The sequence below is a fragment of the Rhodococcus artemisiae genome (genome assembly GCF_036327795.1).
In the GTDB taxonomy this organism is placed as follows: Bacteria; Actinomycetota; Actinomycetes; order Mycobacteriales; family Mycobacteriaceae; genus Rhodococcus; species Rhodococcus artemisiae.
The window spans coordinates 227,086-246,528 of sequence record NZ_JAUTXY010000009.1; the positions used below are offsets into that span (position 1 = coordinate 227,086).

The window sequence follows — 19,443 nt, forward strand, 5'->3', positions numbered from 1 at the left end:
GATCACCCGGTCGACGTCACCGTTCGAGACGTTCGATCAGCCACTCACGAAGCGAGGGACCGTACTCCTCGGTGTTCAACGCAGAGTCAACCGCAGCACGCAGGTAGCCACCGGGATTTCCGAGATCGTGTCGAGTGCCGCGGTGAACCACGACGTGCACGGGGTGACCTTCGGAGATCAGCAGCGCGATCGCGTCGGTCAGCTGGAGTTCTCCACCTGCACCCGGTTCGATGCGACGCAACGCGTCGAAGATCGCGCGGTCGAGCAGATAGCGGCCGGCCGCGGCGAAGGTCGACGGCGCATCCTCGATGGCCGGCTTCTCGACCATGCCGAGCACCTTGAGCACGTCGGGGTTGGTGGCGTCGGGCACGACCTCGACGTCGAACACGCCGTAGGCACTCACCTGGTCCTTCGGAACGTCGATCGCGCACAGCACGGAACCACCGCGCTTGGTGCGCACCTTCTGCATGGTTTCGAGGACGCCGACGGGCAGCACGAGATCGTCGGGCAGCAGCACCGCGACGGCATCCTCGTCGTCGTCCAGCGCATTCTCGGCGCAGGACACGGCGTGCCCCAGCCCGAGCGGCTGCGCCTGGATCACCGAGTCCACCTCGAGGATTCCGGACGACTTACGGACCTTCGCGAGTAGCTCGTACTTGCCCTTCGCCTCGAGCTTGGACTCCAGGACGAGGTCTTCGACGAAGTGCGCAACCACGCCGTCCTTGCCGGGCGAGGTAACGATCAGCAGACGCTCGGCGCCCGACTCGGCCGCCTCGCCCGCCACCAGTTCGATCCCCGGCGTGTCGACGACGGGAAGCAGTTCCTTCGGCACTGTCTTGGTGGCGGGAAGGAAACGCGTACCCATACCCGCTGCCGGCACGACCGCGGTTCTGAAATGCCGCGCGACCTCGGTCGAATTGTTCGTCATAAGTTCCCACCCTAACTTTTGCCGGCGAAGTGATGGCTCGGTGATCCTAAGGTGACGACTATGCATCCCCCGACCAAGGCCGATTGGCGCACCAAGATCCTCGATGGACGGCGCACCCTCAGCACCGAACGGCGCCGCAGCGAGAATGCCGCTTTGGCCACGTTAGCCGCAACACTCGTTCCCGCCGACACAACCGTGTGCGCGTACGTGCCCGTCGGGTCCGAACCCGGCGCGATCTCGATGCTCGACGCACTGGCCGATGCAGGAGCCGAAGTCCTCGTCCCGATCACCCGGCCGGACACATCACTGTGCTGGGCGCACTTCCTCGGCGCCGACACACTGGTCGCGGCGGGTTTCGGACTTCACGAACCCACAGGCGCCGTGCTACCACCCGAGACGGTGGGCCGGGCACACACGGTCCTGGTCCCGGCTCTGGCGGTGGATCGTCGTGGGGTGCGGCTGGGCCGGGGCGCCGGGTTCTACGACCGCACGCTCCACCTGGCCGCGCCGGATGCGCGGATCGTTGCGGTGGTGCGCGACGACGAACTCGTCGACGAATTGCCCGAGGATCCGCACGACATTCGTATGGGGTGGGCGCTCACACCCGGGTCGGGGCTGGTCCGCCTCGGCTCCGACGAAGGTGCGGAACAACACAGACCCTAGATTTGTTGGCACTGTCGACTGTAGAGTGCTAAAGCCGATCTCATACGCGGAGGAGTCCCCGGTGCCCACTTATTCTTATGCCTGCACGACCTGCGACAACAAGTTCGATATCGTGCAGTCGTTCAGCGACGAGTCGCTGACCGAATGCCCCCAATGCACCGGAAAGCTTCGTAAGCTCTTCAACTCCGTCGGCATCGTCTTCAAGGGTAGCGGCTTCTACCGCACCGACTCGCGCAGCGGCGGCACCTCGAGCGAGTCCGCTGCTCCCGCAAAGACCGAGACCAAGTCCGATCCTGCGCCCGCCGCGGCGTCCACGTCGACCTCGACGGCTGCAGCCGCCAGCTGACGATCCCGGCTCCTCCCCGGAGTTGTCCACAGGCACCTTGTTCATCCACAGGTTGCCCGATTCGCCGGTTTCCCACGTCCGGCGGGCCGATCCGAGCCCTAGGTTCGGAGCATGCCCGTCGGACTTTCGTCGTTTCGAGATCAACTGCCGTTTCGTGACCTCGCTCAGCGACCCGCGTCGTCGCTGGAGCCGAATCTTCCCGACCGCATACGGACCCTGCTGAGCCCAGGTTGGGCCCGCAGCGTTGCGGTCAGGCGGGTCGTCGCGGCACTCCTCGTCGTCCTCGCCGCGATCTTCGCGCTACGAAACGATCCCACTACCGAACACACCGCGGTGGTGATCGCGGCTCGTGATCTGACACCGGGTGTCGCGCTCACCGCCGACGACGTCGAGTTCGCCGATCGCGACACGTCCACTCTCGTCACGGGCACCCTCACCGACGTCGCCGACGCCATCGGACACACGCTCGCAGGGCCGGTGCCGGCCGGCGAAGCGCTCGTCGACACGAGACTCCTCGGCCCGCGGCTCGCGGCCGCCGCCGTCGGCGTCGGCGCCGACGATGCGCGGGTGGTGCCCATCCGGCTTGCCGACGCGGGGGTCGGCCGGTTGTTGCGTGAGGGAGACAGAGTGGACGTCCTCACCGTCACCGCCGAATCCGATGCGGCAATGGGCGACGCCCACGTGCTGGCCCGAGGAGCCGTGGTGGTGCTCGCCCAGCACGAAGAGTCCTCCGATCAGCGCGAACGCGTGATCCTGGTGGCGCTGGAGCAGGAGCAGGCCATGTCGGTGGCGGCCGCGTCGCTGACGAGCGCTCTGACTGTCACCCTCCACTGACCGACCACACAGGCTGTCTTCGCGGTTTATCGTCCCTCTATCGGCATGTGGTGTGGAACACGCCGCATCACGGAAACGTCGATGCCGCGTTCGCGCGGTCCGGCCGAAAGGGATTGCACCATGCTGAAGGGATTCAAGGACTTCCTGCTGAGAGGCAACGTCCTCGATCTTGCCGTCGCGGTGGTGATCGGCACCGCGTTCACCGCCATCGTGACAGCCTTCACCGAGTACGTCATCGACCCGCTCATCGCCGCTCTCGGTGGCGACAACGAGATGGGCTGGGGTTTCCAGATCCTCGCCGACAACCCGTCGACCTTCATCAACATCGGCGCCGTGATTTCCGCGGCCATCAACTTCATCATCATCGCCGCGGTCGTCTACTTCGTATTGATCGTGCCGGCCAACGCGGCCAAGAAGCGGTTCACCACCGAACCCACCGACGAGAAGGCCAGCGCCGAGGACCTCCTCATCCAGATCCGGGACATCCTCGAGACACAGGCCGCGCAGGCAGGGCAGGGCGGGGCTCACGCCAAGCCCATCTCACCAGATCAGCAGTAAGCGGCTACACACAGACGAAAGCTGGGCCCTCTCGCGGTGCGAGAGGGCCCAGCTTCGTGGAGCTTCGGCTTAACGCCGGACGTCTACTTAGACTGTCCAGGCCTGGCCGTAGGTGGTGACGTTGTCGCCGTTCGCGGTGATCGCGCGGACGAACGGACGCACCTGCACAGCGCCGAGGACGCCGGAGGCGGTGCCGTGGACGTTGGAGAACTGGACGGTCTTGAAGTCGCCGTCGAACTCGCCCTCAGCGACGACGAGCTCCTCGATGCCCGGAGCCGGGGTCAGCTCGAGCTCGGCGTATGCCTGCGGGAGGATGTCGGTGACCTTGGCGCTGGCCGACTCGGACAGCGACAGCTCGAGCTGCGGGGTCGAGTAGGTGACGCCGATGGCGCCGTCGATGCTGCCGGCCCACGCGAACTGGTAACCGAACTGGAACGTGGTGCCCTCCGCCTCGGCAGCCTTCTCGCCGAGGAGGTTCGCGGTGCCGCGGCCGTTGTGGAAGAACTCACGGTTGAACGGGCTGCCACCGAGAGCCGGGACACCGTGGATGAAGGTGTCTTCCTGCGTCACGACGACCTCGAGGCCGTCGGAGACGATGCGGTTCTGGTCGTTGACCTCGGCCGAAGCGGCACCCGAGGCACCGACGACCATGCCGAGAACTGCGGCACCGGCCAGGACGCTGTTGCGGGCGGCCTTGAAGCCACGCGACTTGATTCCCATGATTACTCCGTACTAGGTGGTGGGGATTTACTGCGGATTGCTCGGAGCTGAACTCAGAGAGTCCAGACCTGGCCGTAGGTGGTGACGTTGTCGCCGTTGTCCGTGATCGCACGAACGAACGGGCGAACCGAGACGGGTCCGATGACGCCGGTGGCGGCACCGTGGACGTTGGCGATCTGTACTTCCTTGAAGTCGCCGTCGAAAGCGTTCTCAGCGACTACGATCTCCGCGATACCAGGAGCCTGAGTCAGCTCGACACCCGCGGTGACCTGTGGAAGTAGGCCCTTGACAGTGGGCGTCGTCTTGATCGTATCCACCAGCGTGTACGCAGGAACCGGTTCGCCATCAGCGTCGAGGATCGGGTCGCCGTTCTCGTCGTGCTGGTATACCGGTTCGCCGTCCGCGTCGAGGATCGGTTCCTGTACCTGAGCCGTATCGAACTTGGCCTCAAGGTCCGGACTGGTCCAGCTGAAGCCGATCGCACCGTCGAGCGATGCCGACCACGCGACCTGGTAGCCGAACTGGAAGGTCGTTGCCTCGAAGTCCGCCGACTCGGGTCCGACGATGTGGGCGAGGCCGCGACCGTTGTGGAACCACTCGCGGCTCAGCGGGCTGCCACCGATCGGGGGCACACCGTTGATGAAGGTGTCCTCCTGGGTGACGATGACCTCGTGGCCGTCGGAGACGATCCGGTTCTGATCATTGACCTCGGCACTTGCTGCCCCGGCCGATCCGAGAACCAGACCGGCCACAGCGGCCGCCGCCACCGTGGCGTTGCGGGCGGCTCGAAAACCGCGTCGCGTCTGAATCTTCATGAATGCCTCATCCGTTCTCTGCGTGCCGGTATGCGCGCCCGCGTCCGACAACTTGGTCGCCCTAGCCGTCCGCGAGGCGTATCCCACACAGAGCTCACCGCCGGTCGTTGCCGCCGGTGAGCTCGTTGTTGATCAACGTCCGCACGGTTTGCGTTACCGATTCGTGATCAAAGGTTGGCCCCTGCGACCTTTCCTTGACCTGATCGAACCTGTGAGGAGATTAGACCGTGACCAATCTCGAGGCAATGGCTACACCTGGCCATCGGAACTCTCACGAAACACAGTCAGACACAAGCGGGAAACGCAAGATATGCGCTACCGGGATTCACTCCAAGATTCCGGAACGACCTGCACCCATTGGGTGCCGTCATCAAGATTCGGACATTCATGCAGGTAATTGCCGCGATTACGTGCACTTTAAGTGCACATACATGGTGCAGGTCTGTGACCATGAACACTCACCACGCGCGCCACACCCCTACCTCGCGGGGAAACACGGCGTTACGAACGGGTTGCGACACGCCGACACCGAGCCGGGCGCAAGACTTAAGTTACCCTACGCAAAGTGATTGATATCACAGTCGACCGTGATGGGGTGGCACCTGGCGCTCGAGCCATTCGTCGGATTCGCCCGAACGGTCTTCACCGACCCCGCGTTCGTCCTTCGTCGTATCCGGAAGTGCGTCACCGAAGATCCGAGCAAGCCGCGCCCGGTCGATCCGGGCGCGGCTTCTCTGCTCTGGCGTAGTGCTGTCCGACGGGGCGGTGCTGTTGTGCTTGTCGTCGTCCGCCTTGTCGTCCGTTTTGTCGTCGGCAGAGATGGTGCTTACTCCTCCACTCGCGACAACTCGTCGATGACGTGGGTCGCGAGCGGCAACAGCGTCGCCATACCGTCGCGGATCGCCGCACGCGACGACGCAAGGTTCGCGACGAGCGTCGAACCCGACACCCCGACCAGACCGCGCGACAGGCCCGCGTCGACGGCTCCAGATGCAAGACCGGATGACCGCAGAGCTTCGGCTATCCCCCGGACCTCGTGATCGAGCACGTCCGCAGTCGCGTCCGGCGCCACGTCGCGCGGGGTAACACCGGTTCCGCCGACGGAGATCACGAGATCCACTCCCCCGATCACCGCCGTGTTGAGCGCATTGCGGATCTCGACTTCGTCGGCCGAGACCGACACGACACCGTCGACGACGTAGCCGGCTTCGACGAGCAGTTCCGTCACCAGTGGGCCGGTCGAGTCGGGGCTGTCTCCGTGCGAGACGCGGTCGTCGACGATGACGACGAGTGCGCGGCCCTTTCGGGGGGCTTCGAGTTCCATGGAGTCAAAGGTAGTTCGCAGGTCTTCCGGACGCGCTGTATGTTCGACAATCTCCATGATGTCTGCCTCCTGAATCATCGGCCACCATCCGCGTCGGAGGCGGTTTGAACATCGACCGTCGTCGGGTTGTTGCCCTGGGCGTCGGTGTACGTGACGCTCACCGTGGTGCCAGGTGCCTGCGAACGGATCGCGGCGATCAGTGAATCGCCGTCTGTGACGACCCGGTCGTCGACCTTCGTGATGACCGAACCGGCGGGGATCCCGGCACGTTCGGCAGGCCCGTCCGGGACGACCTCGGCGACGGCGGCGCCGTTCACGGCTGCCTGCGCCGGGACCTGGACACCGATGAGCGAATGCGTCGCGGTTCCTGTGCCGACGAGTTCGTCGGCGATGCGCCGCGCCTGATCGACGGGGATCGCGAACCCGAGGCCGATCGACCCGGACTGCTGACCCGAGGTCGCGATGGCCGTGTTGATTCCGACCAGGTTGCCTTCCATGTCGACGAGCGCACCACCGGAGTTGCCCGGGTTGATGGCGGCATCGGTCTGGATCGCGTCGATGACGGTGTTCTGGTTGCCGGTCTCGCCGCTGGTCGAGACGGGCCGGTTCAGGGCCGACACGATTCCGGAGGTCACGGTGCTCTCGAGACCGAGCGGCGACCCGACCGCCACCACGGGCTGCCCCACCTGAAGATTGTCGGAGTTGCCCATCTCGATCGGCGTGAGATCGTCGCGACCTTCGACACGGATGACCGCTATGTCCGTGATCGGGTCCGTCCCGACGACGCTGGCCGGCGCAGACGATCCGTCGGAGAAGTACACCGTGAGCTCGGCTCCCTGACCGGCTCCGGTGACGACGTGGTTGTTGCTGAGGATCAGCCCGTCGGAGGACAGGACGACTCCCGACCCTTCACCCGCACCGGTGCGTCCGACGACCTCGATGCGCACAACGCTGGGCACGACCCGCTGCGCGACCGCCTGCACGGTTCCCTCGGGGGCATTCGCCACCGTCGTGGTTTCCGGCCGAGGTGAGTCGAGTGCGTTCGTCACGCCGGCGCCCGACCCGGAATCGCGCATCGACCATGCTCCCACCGCGCCACCGATACCGCCGCTGACGACCGCCAAGGCGATGGCGCCCACGACGAGGGCGGTACGTCCGGACTTCCGCGGCTGCGTGGGCTGAGGTGCCTGCTGGTAAGGAGCCGTCGGTGGGGTTCCGTACTGGTGGGGTTGCTGCGGCTGCGCGGGACCGGGTTGTCCGGGCGTGGGCTGTCCGGAACCGTGGGTGGGGTCGTCGGTCATTTCGTTCGTCGCCTTCATCCTTCGAGTCGATCCGAGTGGAGGGTGTGTACTCCATCCAATATGGACCTGTCGGCTGAGAAGCTCCTGAAGAATCGGCTCACAGTTTCCTGGCAATTACCCTTCTGTCCACTCCTGGGCTCTGTGCACTACTAGGCGTCGAGCTGTGGCGTGCCCGGGAGCACGATGCGGATGAGCGCACCACCGCGTTCCGATCTGTCCACCGCGATCGTCCCGCCGTGTTTCATCACGACCTGCCGCACGATCGCCAGTCCCAACCCCGAACCGGGCATCGACCGCGCGGTGGTCGCGCGATAGAACCGTTCGAACACCAGCTCCCGCTCTTCCTCAGGGATACCCGGCCCGGCGTCGTCGACGGTCAATTCCATGAGTCCGGGGCCGATCTGATGCATCTCCACCACCACGTCCTCGTCGGCCGGGCTCCACTTCGCCGCGTTGTCGAGGACATTGACCACTGCCCGGGTGAGGGTCGCGTGGTCGCCGAAGATGAACCACGGTTCGGTGACCGCGGTGAAATCGATCTCCGTGCGACGTCGCCGTGCGCGCTCGAGGCTGCGATCGACGACCTCTGCGATGTCGACGGCCTCGAACACCGTCTCCGGCGCCTCTTCCCGGGCCAGATCGACGAGGTCGCCGACCAGTGTCGACAGTTCCGCGATCTGACCCACGACGTCTTCGCGGAGTTCGGCCATGTCCTCGTCGGGCAGGCTCGGCGCCCCCGGGCGGCTCGCGGCGATGAGCAGTTCCATGTTGGTCCGCAACGAGGTCAGGGGCGTGCGCAATTCGTGGCCGGCATCAGCGACGAGCCGTGCTTGTCGTTCCCTCGATTCTGCGAGCGCCCGCAACATCATGTTGAAGCTCTCGGTGAGACGCGCGAGTTCGTCGTGCCCGGTGACCCGGATCGGTCGCAGGTCATCGGTTCTCGCGACACGTTCGGCGGCGGCGGTCAGCCGCGCCACGGGCCGCAGACCGGTGCGGCCCACCGTCGCGCCGACGGCCGCGGCGAGCACAACGCCGCATCCGCCGACGACGAACAGCACGCTCGCGAGCCGGTTGAGTACCTCCACCGTGGGCCGCAACCGCTGCGCGATGACGATGGTGCTGCCGTCGGGGATCTGCTGCGCCAGAACCCGCTGCTGGTCGACGGTCCGCAACGACGACTCCAGCTCGCCTTCCGCGACAGCGAGTTCCGGCGCGCCGATCGGTACCGACGACCCGGGCGGGACGTATCGGCCGAGGTCCGGGTAGACGAGCGCGACGCTGATGTCGGAGCTGTAGAGCTGGGCGCCGCCGATGTAGCGCGGGTCGTAGGTGATCAGCGTGCTGGATTCGACGAGTGCAGACGCACGGGCCTGCAGTTGCTTGTCGATGTCGGAGTAGAGAGCACGCGAGACCACCATGTAGGCGGCGATGGACGTCACCGCGACCGCGAGTGCCACCGCCCCTGCGGCGAGCAGCGTGACCCGGGTGCGCAACGGCACCGACCGGGTCAACAGCATGGGGGGTCTCATCTGCCCACTCACGGAGGAGTCTCGCGCAGCACGTAGCCGACGCCACGCACCGTGTGGATGAGCCGCGGTTCACCGCCGGCCTCCGTCTTGCGACGCAGATATCCGACGTACACCTCGAGGGCGTTGCCCGAGGTCGGGAAATCGTAGCCCCACACTTCCTCGAGGATCCGGCTACGCGTGAGCACCCGACGCGGGTTCGCCATGAGCATCTCCATGAGCGCGAACTCGGTGCGGGTGAAGCTGATCTGCCGGTCGCCTCGGGTGACCTCTCGTGTCGCAGGGTTGAGGGTGAGGTCTTCGAAGCGCATGGCGTCTTCGAGTCCACCGTCCGGATCCGGGGTCGCGCGGCGAAGCAGGGCCCGGAGCCGGGCGAGGAGTTCTTCGAGTGCGAACGGTTTGGGCAGGTAGTCGTCGGCGCCGGCGTCGAGGCCGGAGACTCGCTCCGACACCGAGTCGCGTGCGGTGAGCACGAGGATGGGCAGGTCGTCGCCCGTACTCCGCAGCCGACGACACACTTCGAGCCCGTCGACGCGGGGCATCATCACATCGAGCACCATTGCGTCCGGCCGGGCGGCGGCCACTTTCTCGAGCGCGTCCTGCCCGTCGGTCGCGAGTTCGACCGTGTAGCCGTTGAAGCTGAGTGACCGGCGCAGGGATTCCCGCACCGCCCGGTCGTCGTCGACCACCAAGATGCGCATGCGCACCATTTTGGCCCCGACCGCTGAGAGGTGCCTGAGAACGGGTCAGAGTGTGTCGGGGTCGACCATTCCGAGCCGGACGGCCTTGACGAGCCGGCGTGGCACGCGGTGGGTCACGCCGCCCACGGTCACCGGCACCAGATCCGGCGCTTTCGTGTGCCATCGGGATCTGCGGCTGCGCGTGTTCGCGCGGGACATGCGGCGCTTGGGAACTGCCATGTGAAGCCTCGTTTCTGTTGTTGCAGGGTCAGCCGCGGGGACGCCGGGTGCCGTACTTGCGTTCGAACTTCTCGACGCGTCCGGCGGCGTCGAGAACGCGGGCCGTTCCTGACCAGAAGGGGTGCGATTCGTTGGTGACGTCGACGACCACGAGCGGGTAGGTATTGCCGTCCGACCACTCGACCGTGCGATCGGAGGTGATCGTCGAGCGCGTCAGGAACCTCGATCCCGTATTCGCGTCCTGGAACACGACCGGGTGGTAGTCGGGGTGGAGACCGGATTTCATGCGTGACCTCTCTTTTCGGAGCTTGATTCCGTGCGTTCGGCGGCCTGCTCGACGCGAGCCCCGTCGGTCGGCAGATCTGTGCACGGGTCCTGGTGGTAGTGGCCGAACGGGTCGTCCCACGTCGGCCACAGCTCGGGGTGGGCGAATTCGTCGTCGGTGAGGAGGGCGTCTCGCAATGCACCGAGCACGGTGTCGGGATCGGCGTCGTGGACGAGCACGACGAGCGAGCTGTCGCGGTCTCCGTAGGCGTCGCTCCAGCGCAGGGCAGCCATGGCGCGGCGTGCGTCGGGGATGCGCTGTTGTTGTTCGGGAGACATCGACGCGAGCCACGGTCCACCGTGCGCGACGCGCAGTCCACATCCCGCAGACTCGATGATCAGCGCATTGTCGGGCTGGGTCGCGACCCAGGCGCGGCCGCGAGTGCGCACGACTCCGTCGAGCAGGACGTCGATCGCCTCGTGGAGTCGCTGGGGGTGAAAGGGTCGCTGCGCGCCGAATTCGAGCAGCCGGATGCCGCAGTCGTCGTCGAGAGGTGGTTGGCCGCGCAACAGCGGTGAGTGTGCATCGGAGACCTCCCCGCGCCGCGCGCCGGACGGGATCCGCTGTAGCAGCGCCTCGACGTCGGGGTTCGTGCTCCACGCGATGGGTGCGTCGGGTGCGAGCCTGGCGAGGACGGCGTGGAGCCGGGCCTGTGCCCAGCCGTCGGCCCCGGGCCGGACGACGAGAGCGTCTGCGAACTCCACCTGTCCCACCACCACCTGGGCGACGGTGCGTTCGTCGTCGGGTGTGGTCGCGATGTCCTCGTCGCCGGTGGCATCGGTCATCCACGTGGCGGCGTCCACGCACGTCACTACTCCGTCGATGCGCACGTCACGGGAGGCGGGACCGTCGATCTGCCCGACGACATCGGCGACGACAACGTGCTCGATCGCCCAGCTCAGTGCCTCGGGTTCGAGTTGCGGGTCGAGGTGGAGCACGATCCGGTCGACATCGGATCGTCTGTGCATCCGGCGCAGCAACGGCAGGAGATCTTCCCGCAAGGTGCAGGACACACAAGCGTGCGCGAGTTCGAGTGCTTCGTGTCGCCGATCGTCCGATGTGGTGACCGTGCGGTGCACGATGCCATCGCCGACGTGCGAGAGGTCGTGGTGGACGACGATCGTGCCCGTTCGCAGGAACCCGTGGGCGACCTGTGCCGCACCTGCATCGCGAGCGTCGACTCCGCCCCGACCCGCCACGAGGATCAGCGGTGTCCTGGTATCCACCGCACCTCCTTTCGATAATGATTGTCATTAGCCAATCGGCAGAGTACAGTCGGCCCAGCCATTTGTCGAAAATGATTGTCGTTACGCTCTGTGGAGCGGCCGACAGGAAGGACACATCGTGTCGGCGCACTGCCAGGTGACCGGGCGCTCCCCCGGATTCGGGAAATCCGTCTCGCACTCCCACGTCCGCACCAACCGGCGCTGGAACCCCAACATCCAGCGCAAGACATACTTCGTCCCGTCCGAGGGGCGACGCGTCACGCTCACCCTCTCTGCGAAGGGCATCAAGACCATCGACCGCGACGGCATCGACGCAGTGATCGCCCGGCTGCGCGCGAGAGGAGAAAAGTTCTGATGGCACGAAACGAGATCCGGCCGATCGTGAAACTCCGGTCGACGGCCGGGACCGGATACACCTATGTGACCCGCAAGAACCGCCGCAACGACCCCGACCGCCTGGTCCTGCGCAAATACGATCCGACGCTTCGCAGGCACGTCGATTTCCGAGAGGAGAAGTAGCTGTGGCCAAGAAGTCCAAGATCGCCCGCAACGAACAGCGCAAGCTGGTCGTCGCGCGCTACGCCGAGCGTCGCGCAGCGCTGAAGGACACGATCCGCAGACCGACGAGCACCGACGAGGAGCGCGCCTCAGCACAGGCCGCCCTCCAGCGCCTGCCCCGCAACGCCAGTCCGGTACGATTGCGCAATCGAGACGCTGCCGACGGTCGCCCACGCGGCCACCTGCGTAAGTTCGGGCTCTCGCGAGTACGTGTACGCGAGATGGCCCACCGCGGGGAGTTGCCCGGCGTCCACAAGTCGAGCTGGTGAGGAGCGAAACATGGCAGTCAAACGAGGACCGTCGAAGAAGTCGCGTGCCGTCGAGGGCCGCAAGCCGAAGAAGAACCCCCTCTTCGCGGCGAAGATCGACCACGTCGATTACAAGGATGTGAACCTGCTCCGCACGTTCATCTCCGACCGCGGCAAGATCCGCAGCCGCCGCGTCACGGGCCTGACCCCGCAGCAGCAGCGCGAGGTCGCCATCGCCGTCAAGAACGCGCGCGAGATGGCTCTGCTGCCCTACGTCAGCAGCAAGTAGGACACACGCTCGAAGGCGCCCCTCCCGAACATTCGGGAGGGGCGCCTTCGTCGTCGAGTGTGCAGTTGTCGTCATGATTCGGACGTTTCCGCGCCGAGTTGTGCACACTCGATCAAGTTATCCACAGGGCGCGAATCGGCACTTCCGCGAACTGCCTACATCGGGCAATGTCTCGACCGTGGGGGATTTCGACGTTCCGTTCCTCGGCACCGAAGCGGTGGCTGCGGGCCGGTTGACTCAGGGGCAGCTCCGGAGCTTTCGGCGGGTACACCGGGGCGTGTATATCGATCCGAAAGTGTCGGTGACGCCGATACTTCGTGCGCAGGCAGCATGGCTGTGGTCGGGACGCCGGGGCGTACTTGCCGGCCGGTCGGCTGCTGCCCTGCACGGGTGCAAGTGGATCGATACGCGCGCGCCGGCCGAACTCATCCGCAGTGGTAGCCGACGTGCCGCGGCAGGACTCGTGATCCACGGCGACACTCTCCTCGACGACGAGGTGTGTCACCTCGACTCGATGGCTGTCACCTCACCGGCGCGGACCGGATTCGACCTGGGCCGATGGCTCGACCCCGACGATGCGATCGCCCAGCTCGACGCGTTGTGCCGTGTCACTCACCTCACTCCCTGCGACATCCACGAGCTCGCCGAGCGTCATCCCCGCGAGCGCGGACTCACACAGCTGGGCGACGTCCTCCGTCAGGTCGACCCCGGAGCCGAGTCGATTCCGGAGACCCGTGTTCGGCTGTTACTCATCCGCGGCGGGCTTCCCGTCCCCGAGACGCAGGTGCCGATCGTCGACGGCTCCCGGATACTCGCGCGAGCCGATATGGGATGGCGACAGTGGCGGACTGCCGTCGAGTACGACGGAATCCATCATTGGACGGACGAACGGCAACGCACGCGGGACATCGAGCGCTACGAGGCGTGTGAGTCGCTCGGCTGGTCGATGATCCGGGTGAACTCCGAGCAGCTGCGACGCCGACCGGCGTCGATCGTGAACAGGGTCCGGCTCCGGCTTCGCGCCGCCGGTGCTCCGGTTTGAGCGTGCACTTGTTGTCGCGTGTACCTGACAATCGCGACGACAACTGCACACTCGACGGAGCCTCGGGAGCAGGTCATTAGACTGGGCAACCATGTCTGGTGTGATCTCGGGATTCACTGTGATCTTCGTGATCATCGCAATCGGCTTCGTGCTGGGCCGCCGCGGCACGCTCGGCGCCGAGGCGCAGACCGTACTCAGCCGCATCGTGTTCGTCGTCGCGACTCCCGCATTGTTGTTCGACGCCCTCGCGACCTCCGACCTGTCGACGATCTTCTCCGAACACCTCTACGTCGGCGCAGCCACCGCCTTCGCCGTGGCCATCATCTACCTCGTGATCGCGCGGCTGTGGTTGAAGCGCGCGGTACCCGAATTGACGATCGGTGCGCTCTCCTCCGGGTACGTCAACTCCGCCAACCTCGGAATCCCGATCGCTGTGTTCGTCCTCGGCGACGCGTCGTTCGTCGCACCGCTGATGCTCTTCCAGATCATCGTGCTCTCGCCCATCGCGCTCACCGCACTCGATCTGTCCACCGCGCGACCGGGGATATCGCGGCTCGAAACGCTCATCACTCCCTTCAAGAACCCGATCGTCGTCGCGGGCGCCGCGGGCCTCGTCGTCGCGGGAACGGGGTGGCAGGTGCCCGACGCGCTGCTGCAGCCGATCCAACTACTCGGCGGCGCGTCGGTACCCGGCGCACTCCTCGCGTTCGGATTGTCGTTGCAGGGCGTGCGAGTTCTCCAGAAGGGCACCAGCCCCAGGCGCGACATCGCGCTCGCGTCGGTACTCAAGATCGTCGTCCAACCCCTGCTCGCGTGGGCCATGGGTCGCTACCTGCTCGGTCTCGACGGCACCGAACTGTTCGCGGTGGTCGTCGTCGCGATGCTGCCGACCGCCCAGAGCGTGTTCGTCTACGCGAGCGCATACGGTCGCGGCATGGTGCTCGCCCGCGACGCGGCGCTCGTCACGACGATCGCGGCGATCCCCGGACTCGGCGTGGTCGCGGCCCTACTCGCCTGACCGGCCCACCGACCACGCGGCCCACAGGCGCGCATACCTGCCGCCACGACCGACCAATTCATCGTGCGAGCCCTGTTCGACGATCCGGCCGTCGTCCATCAGAACGATGCGGTCGGCACGCGCCGCTTGGCTCAGCCGATGAGCGACGATCAGTGCGCTTCGTCCCCGCAGCGCTTCCTCGGCCGACGCCTCGAGTTCGTCGGCACCGGCCGACCCGGCGTCCGCGGTGGCCTCGTCGAGGATCACCAATGCAGGATCGAGCAGGATCAGACGTGCCAGTGCAAGTTGCTGTTCCTGCATCGGAGTGAGTACGTGGCCGCCCGAGCCCACCTCGGTGTCGAGCCCCGACGGCAGCCGCGACACCCAGCCGTGTGCGCCGACCCTCTCGAGCACGCCGACGAGCTCGCCGTCCGACGCGTCGGGCGCTGCCATCCGCAGATCGTTGCGCACCGATCCGGAAAACACGTGCACTTCCTGGGTCACGAGAGCGATCTCGCGGGTGCGACGCTCGTCGCCCAGTTCACCGATCGGAACCCCACCGAACGTCACGGTCCCGGAGCTCGCCGGATGCACACCCGCAAGCACCGCTGCGAACGTGGTCTTCCCCGCCCCGGAGGCACCGACGAGCGCGACGTGTTCGCCGTCGCCGATCTTCAGATCCACTCCGTGCACGATCTCCGGTCCGGTGTCGTAGCCGAAATGCACGTCGCGCGCGACGAGTACACGGCCCACCGGCTCCGGCGCGTCCGTGTGCTCGCGGTCGGCGTCCTCGTACTCTTCGCACTCCTCGATCAGACCCGCGATCCGCGACAGGGACGCGAGACCACTCTGCAACGAGTCCATCACCATCAGCAGCTGCCCGAGCGGACCGAACAGACGCAGGAAGAACAGCATCGCGGTGGTCGTGACACCGACGGTGATGGCATCGCTGTCGACAAGAAGGAAGCCGACGAACAGGATCGAGGCCATTCCGAGGAACTCGGCGAGATTGACTCGCCCGAACAGACGGTTGACGACGATCCGGGCCCGCAACTCCCACCGCGCCACCCACCACGAATGCTCGTCGATCGGACCGGCCAGTGCCGGACCGAGATCGAACGCGTGCACCGTCGGCAGGCCCCGGATTCCGCCGAGCACGTGGTGAGCGCGCTCCCCCATTGCCACTCGTGACTGCTGGTAGATCGGTGGGGCATCCCGCGTGTACATGCGCGCGCCCAGGTAGTGGACCGGCAACACCACGATGAGCACGATCAGGAACCGCCAGTCCAGTACCGCGAGGCCGAGCATCGTGAGTACGACGGTGAACAACGCGCCGGAGATCGCCGGCGCGGCCTCACGGATCGCGGAGCTCACCTGGGCCACATCGTCGGTCGCACGCGACACCAGGTCGCCGCTGCCCGCCGATTCGATCCGGGCCAGCGGCAGACGCATCGCCGCCGCGAGCATGCGTTCGCGCAAGCGCGCCAGGCCGGTCTCGAACAGCTGCGAGGTGAGCATCAGTCCGAGGCCGCTCAACACCGCGAATACGATGACTCCGACGACCATTGCCCCCGCGAGCCACGCAATATCGGTGAGGTCGCCACCCTCGAGCACCACGTCGACGGATCGTCCCATCGCCCAGGGCGTCACCAGGCCCGCCGCCGCGCCGATCACGAGCACGACGAACACACCGAAGGCCACGCGGCCCTTACCCGCGAACGCCGATCGCGCCACACGCACGGTGCCGCGCGCATCCGCGGTCCGGAACCGCTCACCTGCACGAACAGAAGTGGTGGTCATCGGTTCTCCCCGGTGGATGCGAAGGAACGGCCGGTCAGCTCGAGCACGTCGTCGGCCGCCGCGGTGAACGCGGGCGACCGCGTGAACACCACCGTGGTCCGTCCGCGCCGAAGCTCGGGTAGGCGTTCGGCGATCGTGGCCTCGGTGACGGAATCGACGGCCGTCGTGGGGTCGACCAGCACGAGCACTTCTGCGGGCGCGGCGAGCGCGCGTGCAAGCGAGACGCGTTGACGCTGTCCACCGGACAGCAGCCGGCCCGCCTCACCGACGGGTGTGTCGAGACCGGCGGGGAGTACCCGCGCGACGTCATCGCACGCCGCGGCGAACACCGCACGAGTGACCCTCGCATCGGCGTCGGGTGCGTCCGGTACGCCCGCAGCGATGTTGTCCACGACAGTGCCCTCGAACAGGTGCGACGCGTGCGGCACCACCCGCACGCTGCGTCGCGCCGCGTCGTTCCCCAGATCGAACAGGTCGACGCCGCCCACCACGACGCGTCCTTGTTCCGGGTGACGCGACCGCGAGAGCACGGCGACGAGATCAGCGGTGGTCTCGGCGTCGGTATGGACGACGGTGAACTTACCGGCGGCGATCGTCAGATTCAGATCGTGCACATGCCCGACCGTGAGCGATTCGAATTCGACGGTGCCATCGCCCGGGGCTTCGAGATCACCGGTCGCGACTGCGGGTGGCGCCTGCAGGACGCTCAGGACCCGCTCCGCGGAGGCGACTGCTGCCGCCCACACCGCACCCATGTTGGATCCGAGCGCAGCGAGCGGACCCATGATCACCTGCGTCACGCCGACGACGGTGATGAGCTGCCCGATGCTCAGCGAACCGGTGACCGCCATCGCGCCCGCAGCCACCGCGACACCGACGATGAGCAGGCCCGACGCGAATTCCATGGTGGCGATGTAGGCGCCCTCGGCGCGCGCCGAACGGAGTACGCCGTCGAGTGCTCGGCGGCTCGCGCCGACGTATCGTCGCGACGCCTCCGCGTCGGCGCCGATGCCCTTGACCACGCGGATGCCGGTGACGAGGTCGGTGGCGGTACCTGCTGCCGCTCCCGCGACCTTCTGTTCCTCGAAGCTGCGCCGCCGCAACGGACCGGAGCCCTTGTCGAGCAGCCACAGAATCACGGGCGCCCCGATGAGGATCGCCAACCCGAGCGGCCACGACACGCTCACCAGAATGACGGCACCGAACACGACCGCGGCGACGTGCCCGATCGGGTACACCATGACGGCGATGCCGCGGGCAAGCTGTTCGACATCCGAGGTCGCGATGTTCAGCATGTCGCCGGGAGTGCGCTGCGGGCCACCGACTCCGCGCACGTCGAGGATCCTGTCGGTCACGCGTGTGCGCATCCGGTGCTGCACCGCGAGCATGCCGGACTGCCCGATACGTCCACCGAAGCGTGCCGCAACCGTCAGGACCGCGAATACCGCAGCGAGGACGAGCAACCAGCGCCACAGCGCATCGAAATCCCTGGTCGCGACAGCCCGGTCGATGGCCTGCCCCATGACGACGGGCACCAGCGCTTCACACACCTGGTGGAGCGCGACGAGCAAGGCGGCCGGGGTCGTCCACTTCTTCGCCGCCAGCATCGTGAGCACCGTGAAGCGGCGGGGTGTGGTCGTATCGTCGACGACGACCTCGGGCGTCGGCATCGCCTGGGGCGGCGGGTCGAAAAAGACTGGCAGCTTCATCTATTATTCGGCGCGGATGCTCCCTCGTTCACGGGGAGAGGAAGCGCCGTCCTCCTTCCAAAAGGTGGGCTGCGTGGAGTAACCGTGTCGGACCGAGCACACCGTGTCGGTGGGTGCGGTTATGGTGCCGGGCATGGGGACCGAGGTGGTGCGTTACAAGTACCGGCTGCGGCCGGGTGCGCTCGCCGAACGTGCCCTGATCGAGGAATGGCACCGTTGCCGATTTTTGTGGAACGAAGCCGTCCACCAACAGAAGACCGGCCGGAAACCGAACTTCACGAAACTGGGCACCATGCTGACCGAGACCCGCGCCCGTTCGTCGTGGTTGTGGGAGGGTTCTCAGGTCGCGCAGCAGCAGATGCTCCGCACCTACGCGCAGGCGTTGGATGCCTCGTTCACCGTCAAAGGCCGCGGTCGTCCCCGCTACAAGGCGCGGAAAAAGGCGTTGCCGTCGCTCGAATACACCCGCCGCGGTTTCCGGATCCGCGACGAGCAGTTGGTGTTGCCCAAAGGTGTGACGATACCGGTGGTGTGGTCCCGTGACTTGCCGTCGGAGCCGTCGAGTGTGCGCATCACGCGTGACTCGCTCGGCCATTGGTGGGCGTCGTTTGTGGTGACCCGCGAGAGACAGCTGATCCCTGCCGTTGAGGAGGACAGTCGTGTGGGGATCGACTGGGGTGTCACGCAGACCGCGACGGCCACCGATGAGCAGTTCGATCTGCCGCATGCCGAATATCGGAAACGGTGCTCTGCGGAGTTGGCGAAATCCCAGAAACGGATGGCGCGACGCCGGCGTGGGAAAGGGCAGGCGCCGTCGAAGGGCTACCAGCGGGCCCGAAAACAGGCGGCGAAGGTGCACAAGAAAGCGGCCCGGCAGAACCGGCACGACGGACGAGCCTGGGCCAAGCGGGTTGTCGACGAGCATCAGTTGTTGGCGGTGGAGGATTTCAAACCCAAGTTCCTGGCGAAATCGAACATGGCGCGCAAGGCTGCGGATGCGGCGGTCGCGACCATGAAGCGGGAACTTGTCGAACGCGGTAGGCGGGCCGGCCGGAAGGTGGTGTTGGTGCGGCCCGCGTATACGACGATGACGTGTTCGGGGTGTTTCGCGAGAGCCAAGCAGCCCCTCGAACTCGCTGAACGAGTCTTCCGGTGCTGGGCATGCGGTCATACCGCGTGTCGGGATCGGAACGCTGCCAGAGTGATTCTGGCTGTGGCGGAGCGTGGCCACACCGGTGTCGACGACGTAGGTCACTGGGGTCCGCCTCCTTCGGGTGGTGGTTCGGGTGCGGTCTGAGCTGGAAATCTCCTGCC

The 19,443-nt window shown here is 66.4% G+C and carries 23 protein-coding genes; 11 read left to right on the forward strand and 12 right to left on the reverse strand.

Going from position 1 to position 19,443, the window contains the following annotated elements:
- Window positions 1-16 precede the first annotated feature (16 nt).
- On the reverse strand, window positions 17-928 hold the full coding sequence (locus Q7514_RS19765) for a UTP--glucose-1-phosphate uridylyltransferase (protein ID WP_330134968.1): 912 nt from the start codon (window positions 926-928) through the stop codon (window positions 17-19).
- Window positions 929-988: 60 nt separating this feature from the next.
- Between Q7514_RS19765 and Q7514_RS19770 the strand changes: the two genes are divergently transcribed.
- The 4 genes from Q7514_RS19770 to mscL all read left to right on the forward strand — a co-directional run bounded on the left by Q7514_RS19770 (window position 989) and on the right by mscL (window position 3,329).
- Complete coding sequence (locus Q7514_RS19770) at window positions 989-1,591, forward strand: 5-formyltetrahydrofolate cyclo-ligase (RefSeq protein ID WP_330134969.1); 603 nt, start codon at window positions 989-991, stop codon at window positions 1,589-1,591.
- A gap of 61 nt (window positions 1,592-1,652) precedes the next feature.
- Window positions 1,653-1,937, forward strand: a complete 285-nt coding sequence (locus tag Q7514_RS19775; RefSeq protein WP_330134970.1) for an FmdB family zinc ribbon protein — start codon at window positions 1,653-1,655, stop codon at window positions 1,935-1,937.
- 111 nt (window positions 1,938-2,048) lie between these two features.
- The gene (locus Q7514_RS19780) at window positions 2,049-2,771 is read left to right on the forward strand and encodes an SAF domain-containing protein (RefSeq protein WP_330134971.1); all 723 of its coding nucleotides are present in this window, start codon (window positions 2,049-2,051) and stop codon (window positions 2,769-2,771) included.
- Between the two features lie 120 nt (window positions 2,772-2,891).
- Window positions 2,892-3,329: a large conductance mechanosensitive channel protein MscL gene (mscL, locus tag Q7514_RS19785; RefSeq protein ID WP_330134972.1), complete on the forward strand. Its 438-nt coding sequence runs from the start codon at window positions 2,892-2,894 to the stop codon at window positions 3,327-3,329.
- Window positions 3,330-3,416: 87 nt separating this feature from the next.
- Here the strand turns inward: mscL and Q7514_RS19790 are convergent, their stop codons facing one another.
- From Q7514_RS19790 to mrf, 9 genes are all read right to left on the reverse strand, one after another.
- Window positions 3,417-4,049: an MspA family porin gene (locus Q7514_RS19790; protein ID WP_330134973.1), complete on the reverse strand. Its 633-nt coding sequence runs from the start codon at window positions 4,047-4,049 to the stop codon at window positions 3,417-3,419.
- A gap of 53 nt (window positions 4,050-4,102) precedes the next feature.
- Entirely contained in the window at window positions 4,103-4,864 is a 762-nt protein-coding gene (locus Q7514_RS19795) for an MspA family porin (RefSeq protein WP_330134974.1), read from the reverse strand.
- 826 nt (window positions 4,865-5,690) lie between these two features.
- A complete protein-coding gene (locus Q7514_RS19800; RefSeq protein ID WP_330134975.1) occupies window positions 5,691-6,188 on the reverse strand; it encodes a MogA/MoaB family molybdenum cofactor biosynthesis protein in 498 nt (165 codons plus the stop codon).
- A 74-nt stretch (window positions 6,189-6,262) separates the two neighbouring features.
- Window positions 6,263-7,489: a S1C family serine protease gene (locus Q7514_RS19805; RefSeq protein WP_330134976.1), complete on the reverse strand. Its 1,227-nt coding sequence runs from the start codon at window positions 7,487-7,489 to the stop codon at window positions 6,263-6,265.
- 149 nt (window positions 7,490-7,638) lie between these two features.
- Window positions 7,639-9,018, reverse strand: a complete 1,380-nt coding sequence (locus tag Q7514_RS19810) for a HAMP domain-containing sensor histidine kinase (protein ID WP_330134977.1) — start codon at window positions 9,016-9,018, stop codon at window positions 7,639-7,641.
- A gap of 8 nt (window positions 9,019-9,026) precedes the next feature.
- Complete coding sequence (locus Q7514_RS19815; RefSeq protein ID WP_054720727.1) at window positions 9,027-9,716, reverse strand: response regulator transcription factor; 690 nt, start codon at window positions 9,714-9,716, stop codon at window positions 9,027-9,029.
- Window positions 9,717-9,761: 45 nt separating this feature from the next.
- Complete coding sequence (gene rpmF / locus Q7514_RS19820) at window positions 9,762-9,935, reverse strand: 50S ribosomal protein L32 (RefSeq protein ID WP_169687855.1); 174 nt, start codon at window positions 9,933-9,935, stop codon at window positions 9,762-9,764.
- Between the two features lie 28 nt (window positions 9,936-9,963).
- Window positions 9,964-10,221, reverse strand: coding sequence for a type B 50S ribosomal protein L31 (locus Q7514_RS19825; protein ID WP_330134978.1), 258 nt, complete (start codon window positions 10,219-10,221; stop codon window positions 9,964-9,966).
- Window positions 10,218-11,486, reverse strand: a complete 1,269-nt coding sequence (gene mrf, locus Q7514_RS19830) for a ribosome hibernation factor-recruiting GTPase MRF (protein ID WP_330134979.1) — start codon at window positions 11,484-11,486, stop codon at window positions 10,218-10,220. Before mrf ends, Q7514_RS19825 begins: the two co-directional genes overlap by 4 nt.
- 118 nt (window positions 11,487-11,604) lie before the next feature.
- Between mrf and rpmB the strand changes: the two genes are divergently transcribed.
- The 6 genes from rpmB (at window position 11,605) to Q7514_RS19860 (ending at window position 14,641) form a co-directional block, all read left to right on the forward strand.
- Window positions 11,605-11,841 carry a 50S ribosomal protein L28 gene (gene rpmB, locus Q7514_RS19835; protein ID WP_330134980.1) on the forward strand — a complete coding sequence of 79 codons (237 nt, stop codon included), beginning with the start codon at window positions 11,605-11,607 and terminating at the stop codon, window positions 11,839-11,841.
- Complete coding sequence (gene rpmG / locus Q7514_RS19840) at window positions 11,841-12,005, forward strand: 50S ribosomal protein L33 (RefSeq protein WP_054719658.1); 165 nt, start codon at window positions 11,841-11,843, stop codon at window positions 12,003-12,005. Before rpmB ends, rpmG begins: the two co-directional genes overlap by 1 nt.
- A gap of 2 nt (window positions 12,006-12,007) precedes the next feature.
- Window positions 12,008-12,313, forward strand: a complete 306-nt coding sequence (rpsN, locus tag Q7514_RS19845; protein ID WP_330134981.1) for a 30S ribosomal protein S14 — start codon at window positions 12,008-12,010, stop codon at window positions 12,311-12,313.
- Between the two features lie 10 nt (window positions 12,314-12,323).
- Window positions 12,324-12,581, forward strand: coding sequence for a 30S ribosomal protein S18 (gene rpsR / locus Q7514_RS19850; RefSeq protein WP_054719669.1), 258 nt, complete (start codon window positions 12,324-12,326; stop codon window positions 12,579-12,581).
- Between the two features lie 178 nt (window positions 12,582-12,759).
- Window positions 12,760-13,623 (forward strand): DUF559 domain-containing protein, encoded by an 864-nt coding sequence (locus Q7514_RS19855; protein ID WP_330134982.1) that lies wholly within the window; start codon window positions 12,760-12,762, stop codon window positions 13,621-13,623.
- A gap of 91 nt (window positions 13,624-13,714) precedes the next feature.
- Window positions 13,715-14,641, forward strand: a complete 927-nt coding sequence (locus tag Q7514_RS19860; RefSeq protein WP_132472188.1) for an AEC family transporter — start codon at window positions 13,715-13,717, stop codon at window positions 14,639-14,641.
- Here the strand turns inward: Q7514_RS19860 and Q7514_RS19865 are convergent.
- Both Q7514_RS19865 and Q7514_RS19870 read right to left on the reverse strand, forming a co-directional pair.
- Complete coding sequence (locus Q7514_RS19865; protein ID WP_330134983.1) at window positions 14,630-16,420, reverse strand: ABC transporter ATP-binding protein; 1,791 nt, start codon at window positions 16,418-16,420, stop codon at window positions 14,630-14,632. The two genes, Q7514_RS19860 and Q7514_RS19865, sit on opposite strands and share 12 nt — an antisense overlap.
- Window positions 16,417-18,129, reverse strand: coding sequence for an ABC transporter ATP-binding protein (locus tag Q7514_RS19870; protein WP_330134984.1), 1,713 nt, complete (start codon window positions 18,127-18,129; stop codon window positions 16,417-16,419). Before Q7514_RS19870 ends, Q7514_RS19865 begins: the two co-directional genes overlap by 4 nt.
- Before the next feature lie 133 nt (window positions 18,130-18,262).
- Between Q7514_RS19870 and Q7514_RS19875 the strand changes: the two genes are divergently transcribed.
- A complete protein-coding gene (locus tag Q7514_RS19875; protein ID WP_330134985.1) occupies window positions 18,263-19,426 on the forward strand; it encodes an RNA-guided endonuclease InsQ/TnpB family protein in 1,164 nt (387 codons plus the stop codon).
- Window positions 19,427-19,443: the final 17 nt, after the last annotated feature.

Excerpts from the sequence above, each read along its gene's own strand:
- Q7514_RS19800 (WP_330134975.1), bottom strand. The coding sequence starts at position 6,188 with ATGGAACTCGAAGCCCCCCGAAAGGGCCGCGCACTCGTCGTCATCGTC.
- Q7514_RS19875 (WP_330134985.1), top strand. The coding sequence starts at position 18,263 with ATGGGGACCGAGGTGGTGCGTTACAAGTACCGGCTGCGGCCGGGTGCG.
- mscL (WP_330134972.1), top strand. The coding sequence starts at position 2,892 with ATGCTGAAGGGATTCAAGGACTTCCTGCTGAGAGGCAACGTCCTCGAT.
- Q7514_RS19780 (WP_330134971.1), top strand. The coding sequence starts at position 2,049 with ATGCCCGTCGGACTTTCGTCGTTTCGAGATCAACTGCCGTTTCGTGAC.
- Q7514_RS19770 (WP_330134969.1), top strand. The coding sequence starts at position 989 with ATGCATCCCCCGACCAAGGCCGATTGGCGCACCAAGATCCTCGATGGA.
- rpmF (WP_169687855.1), bottom strand. The coding sequence starts at position 9,935 with ATGGCAGTTCCCAAGCGCCGCATGTCCCGCGCGAACACGCGCAGCCGC.
- Q7514_RS19870 (WP_330134984.1), bottom strand. The coding sequence starts at position 18,129 with ATGAAGCTGCCAGTCTTTTTCGACCCGCCGCCCCAGGCGATGCCGACG.
- Q7514_RS19825 (WP_330134978.1), bottom strand. The coding sequence starts at position 10,221 with ATGAAATCCGGTCTCCACCCCGACTACCACCCGGTCGTGTTCCAGGAC.
- Q7514_RS19815 (WP_054720727.1), bottom strand. The coding sequence starts at position 9,716 with ATGCGCATCTTGGTGGTCGACGACGACCGGGCGGTGCGGGAATCCCTG.
- Q7514_RS19805 (WP_330134976.1), bottom strand. The coding sequence starts at position 7,489 with ATGACCGACGACCCCACCCACGGTTCCGGACAGCCCACGCCCGGACAA.
- Q7514_RS19795 (WP_330134974.1), bottom strand. The coding sequence starts at position 4,864 with ATGAAGATTCAGACGCGACGCGGTTTTCGAGCCGCCCGCAACGCCACG.
- Q7514_RS19790 (WP_330134973.1), bottom strand. The coding sequence starts at position 4,049 with ATGGGAATCAAGTCGCGTGGCTTCAAGGCCGCCCGCAACAGCGTCCTG.
- Q7514_RS19865 (WP_330134983.1), bottom strand. The coding sequence starts at position 16,420 with ATGACCACCACTTCTGTTCGTGCAGGTGAGCGGTTCCGGACCGCGGAT.
- Q7514_RS19810 (WP_330134977.1), bottom strand. The coding sequence starts at position 9,018 with ATGAGACCCCCCATGCTGTTGACCCGGTCGGTGCCGTTGCGCACCCGG.
- rpsR (WP_054719669.1), top strand. The coding sequence starts at position 12,324 with ATGGCAGTCAAACGAGGACCGTCGAAGAAGTCGCGTGCCGTCGAGGGC.
- Q7514_RS19765 (WP_330134968.1), bottom strand. The coding sequence starts at position 928 with ATGACGAACAATTCGACCGAGGTCGCGCGGCATTTCAGAACCGCGGTC.
- Q7514_RS19860 (WP_132472188.1), top strand. The coding sequence starts at position 13,715 with ATGTCTGGTGTGATCTCGGGATTCACTGTGATCTTCGTGATCATCGCA.
- rpmG (WP_054719658.1), top strand. The coding sequence starts at position 11,841 with ATGGCACGAAACGAGATCCGGCCGATCGTGAAACTCCGGTCGACGGCC.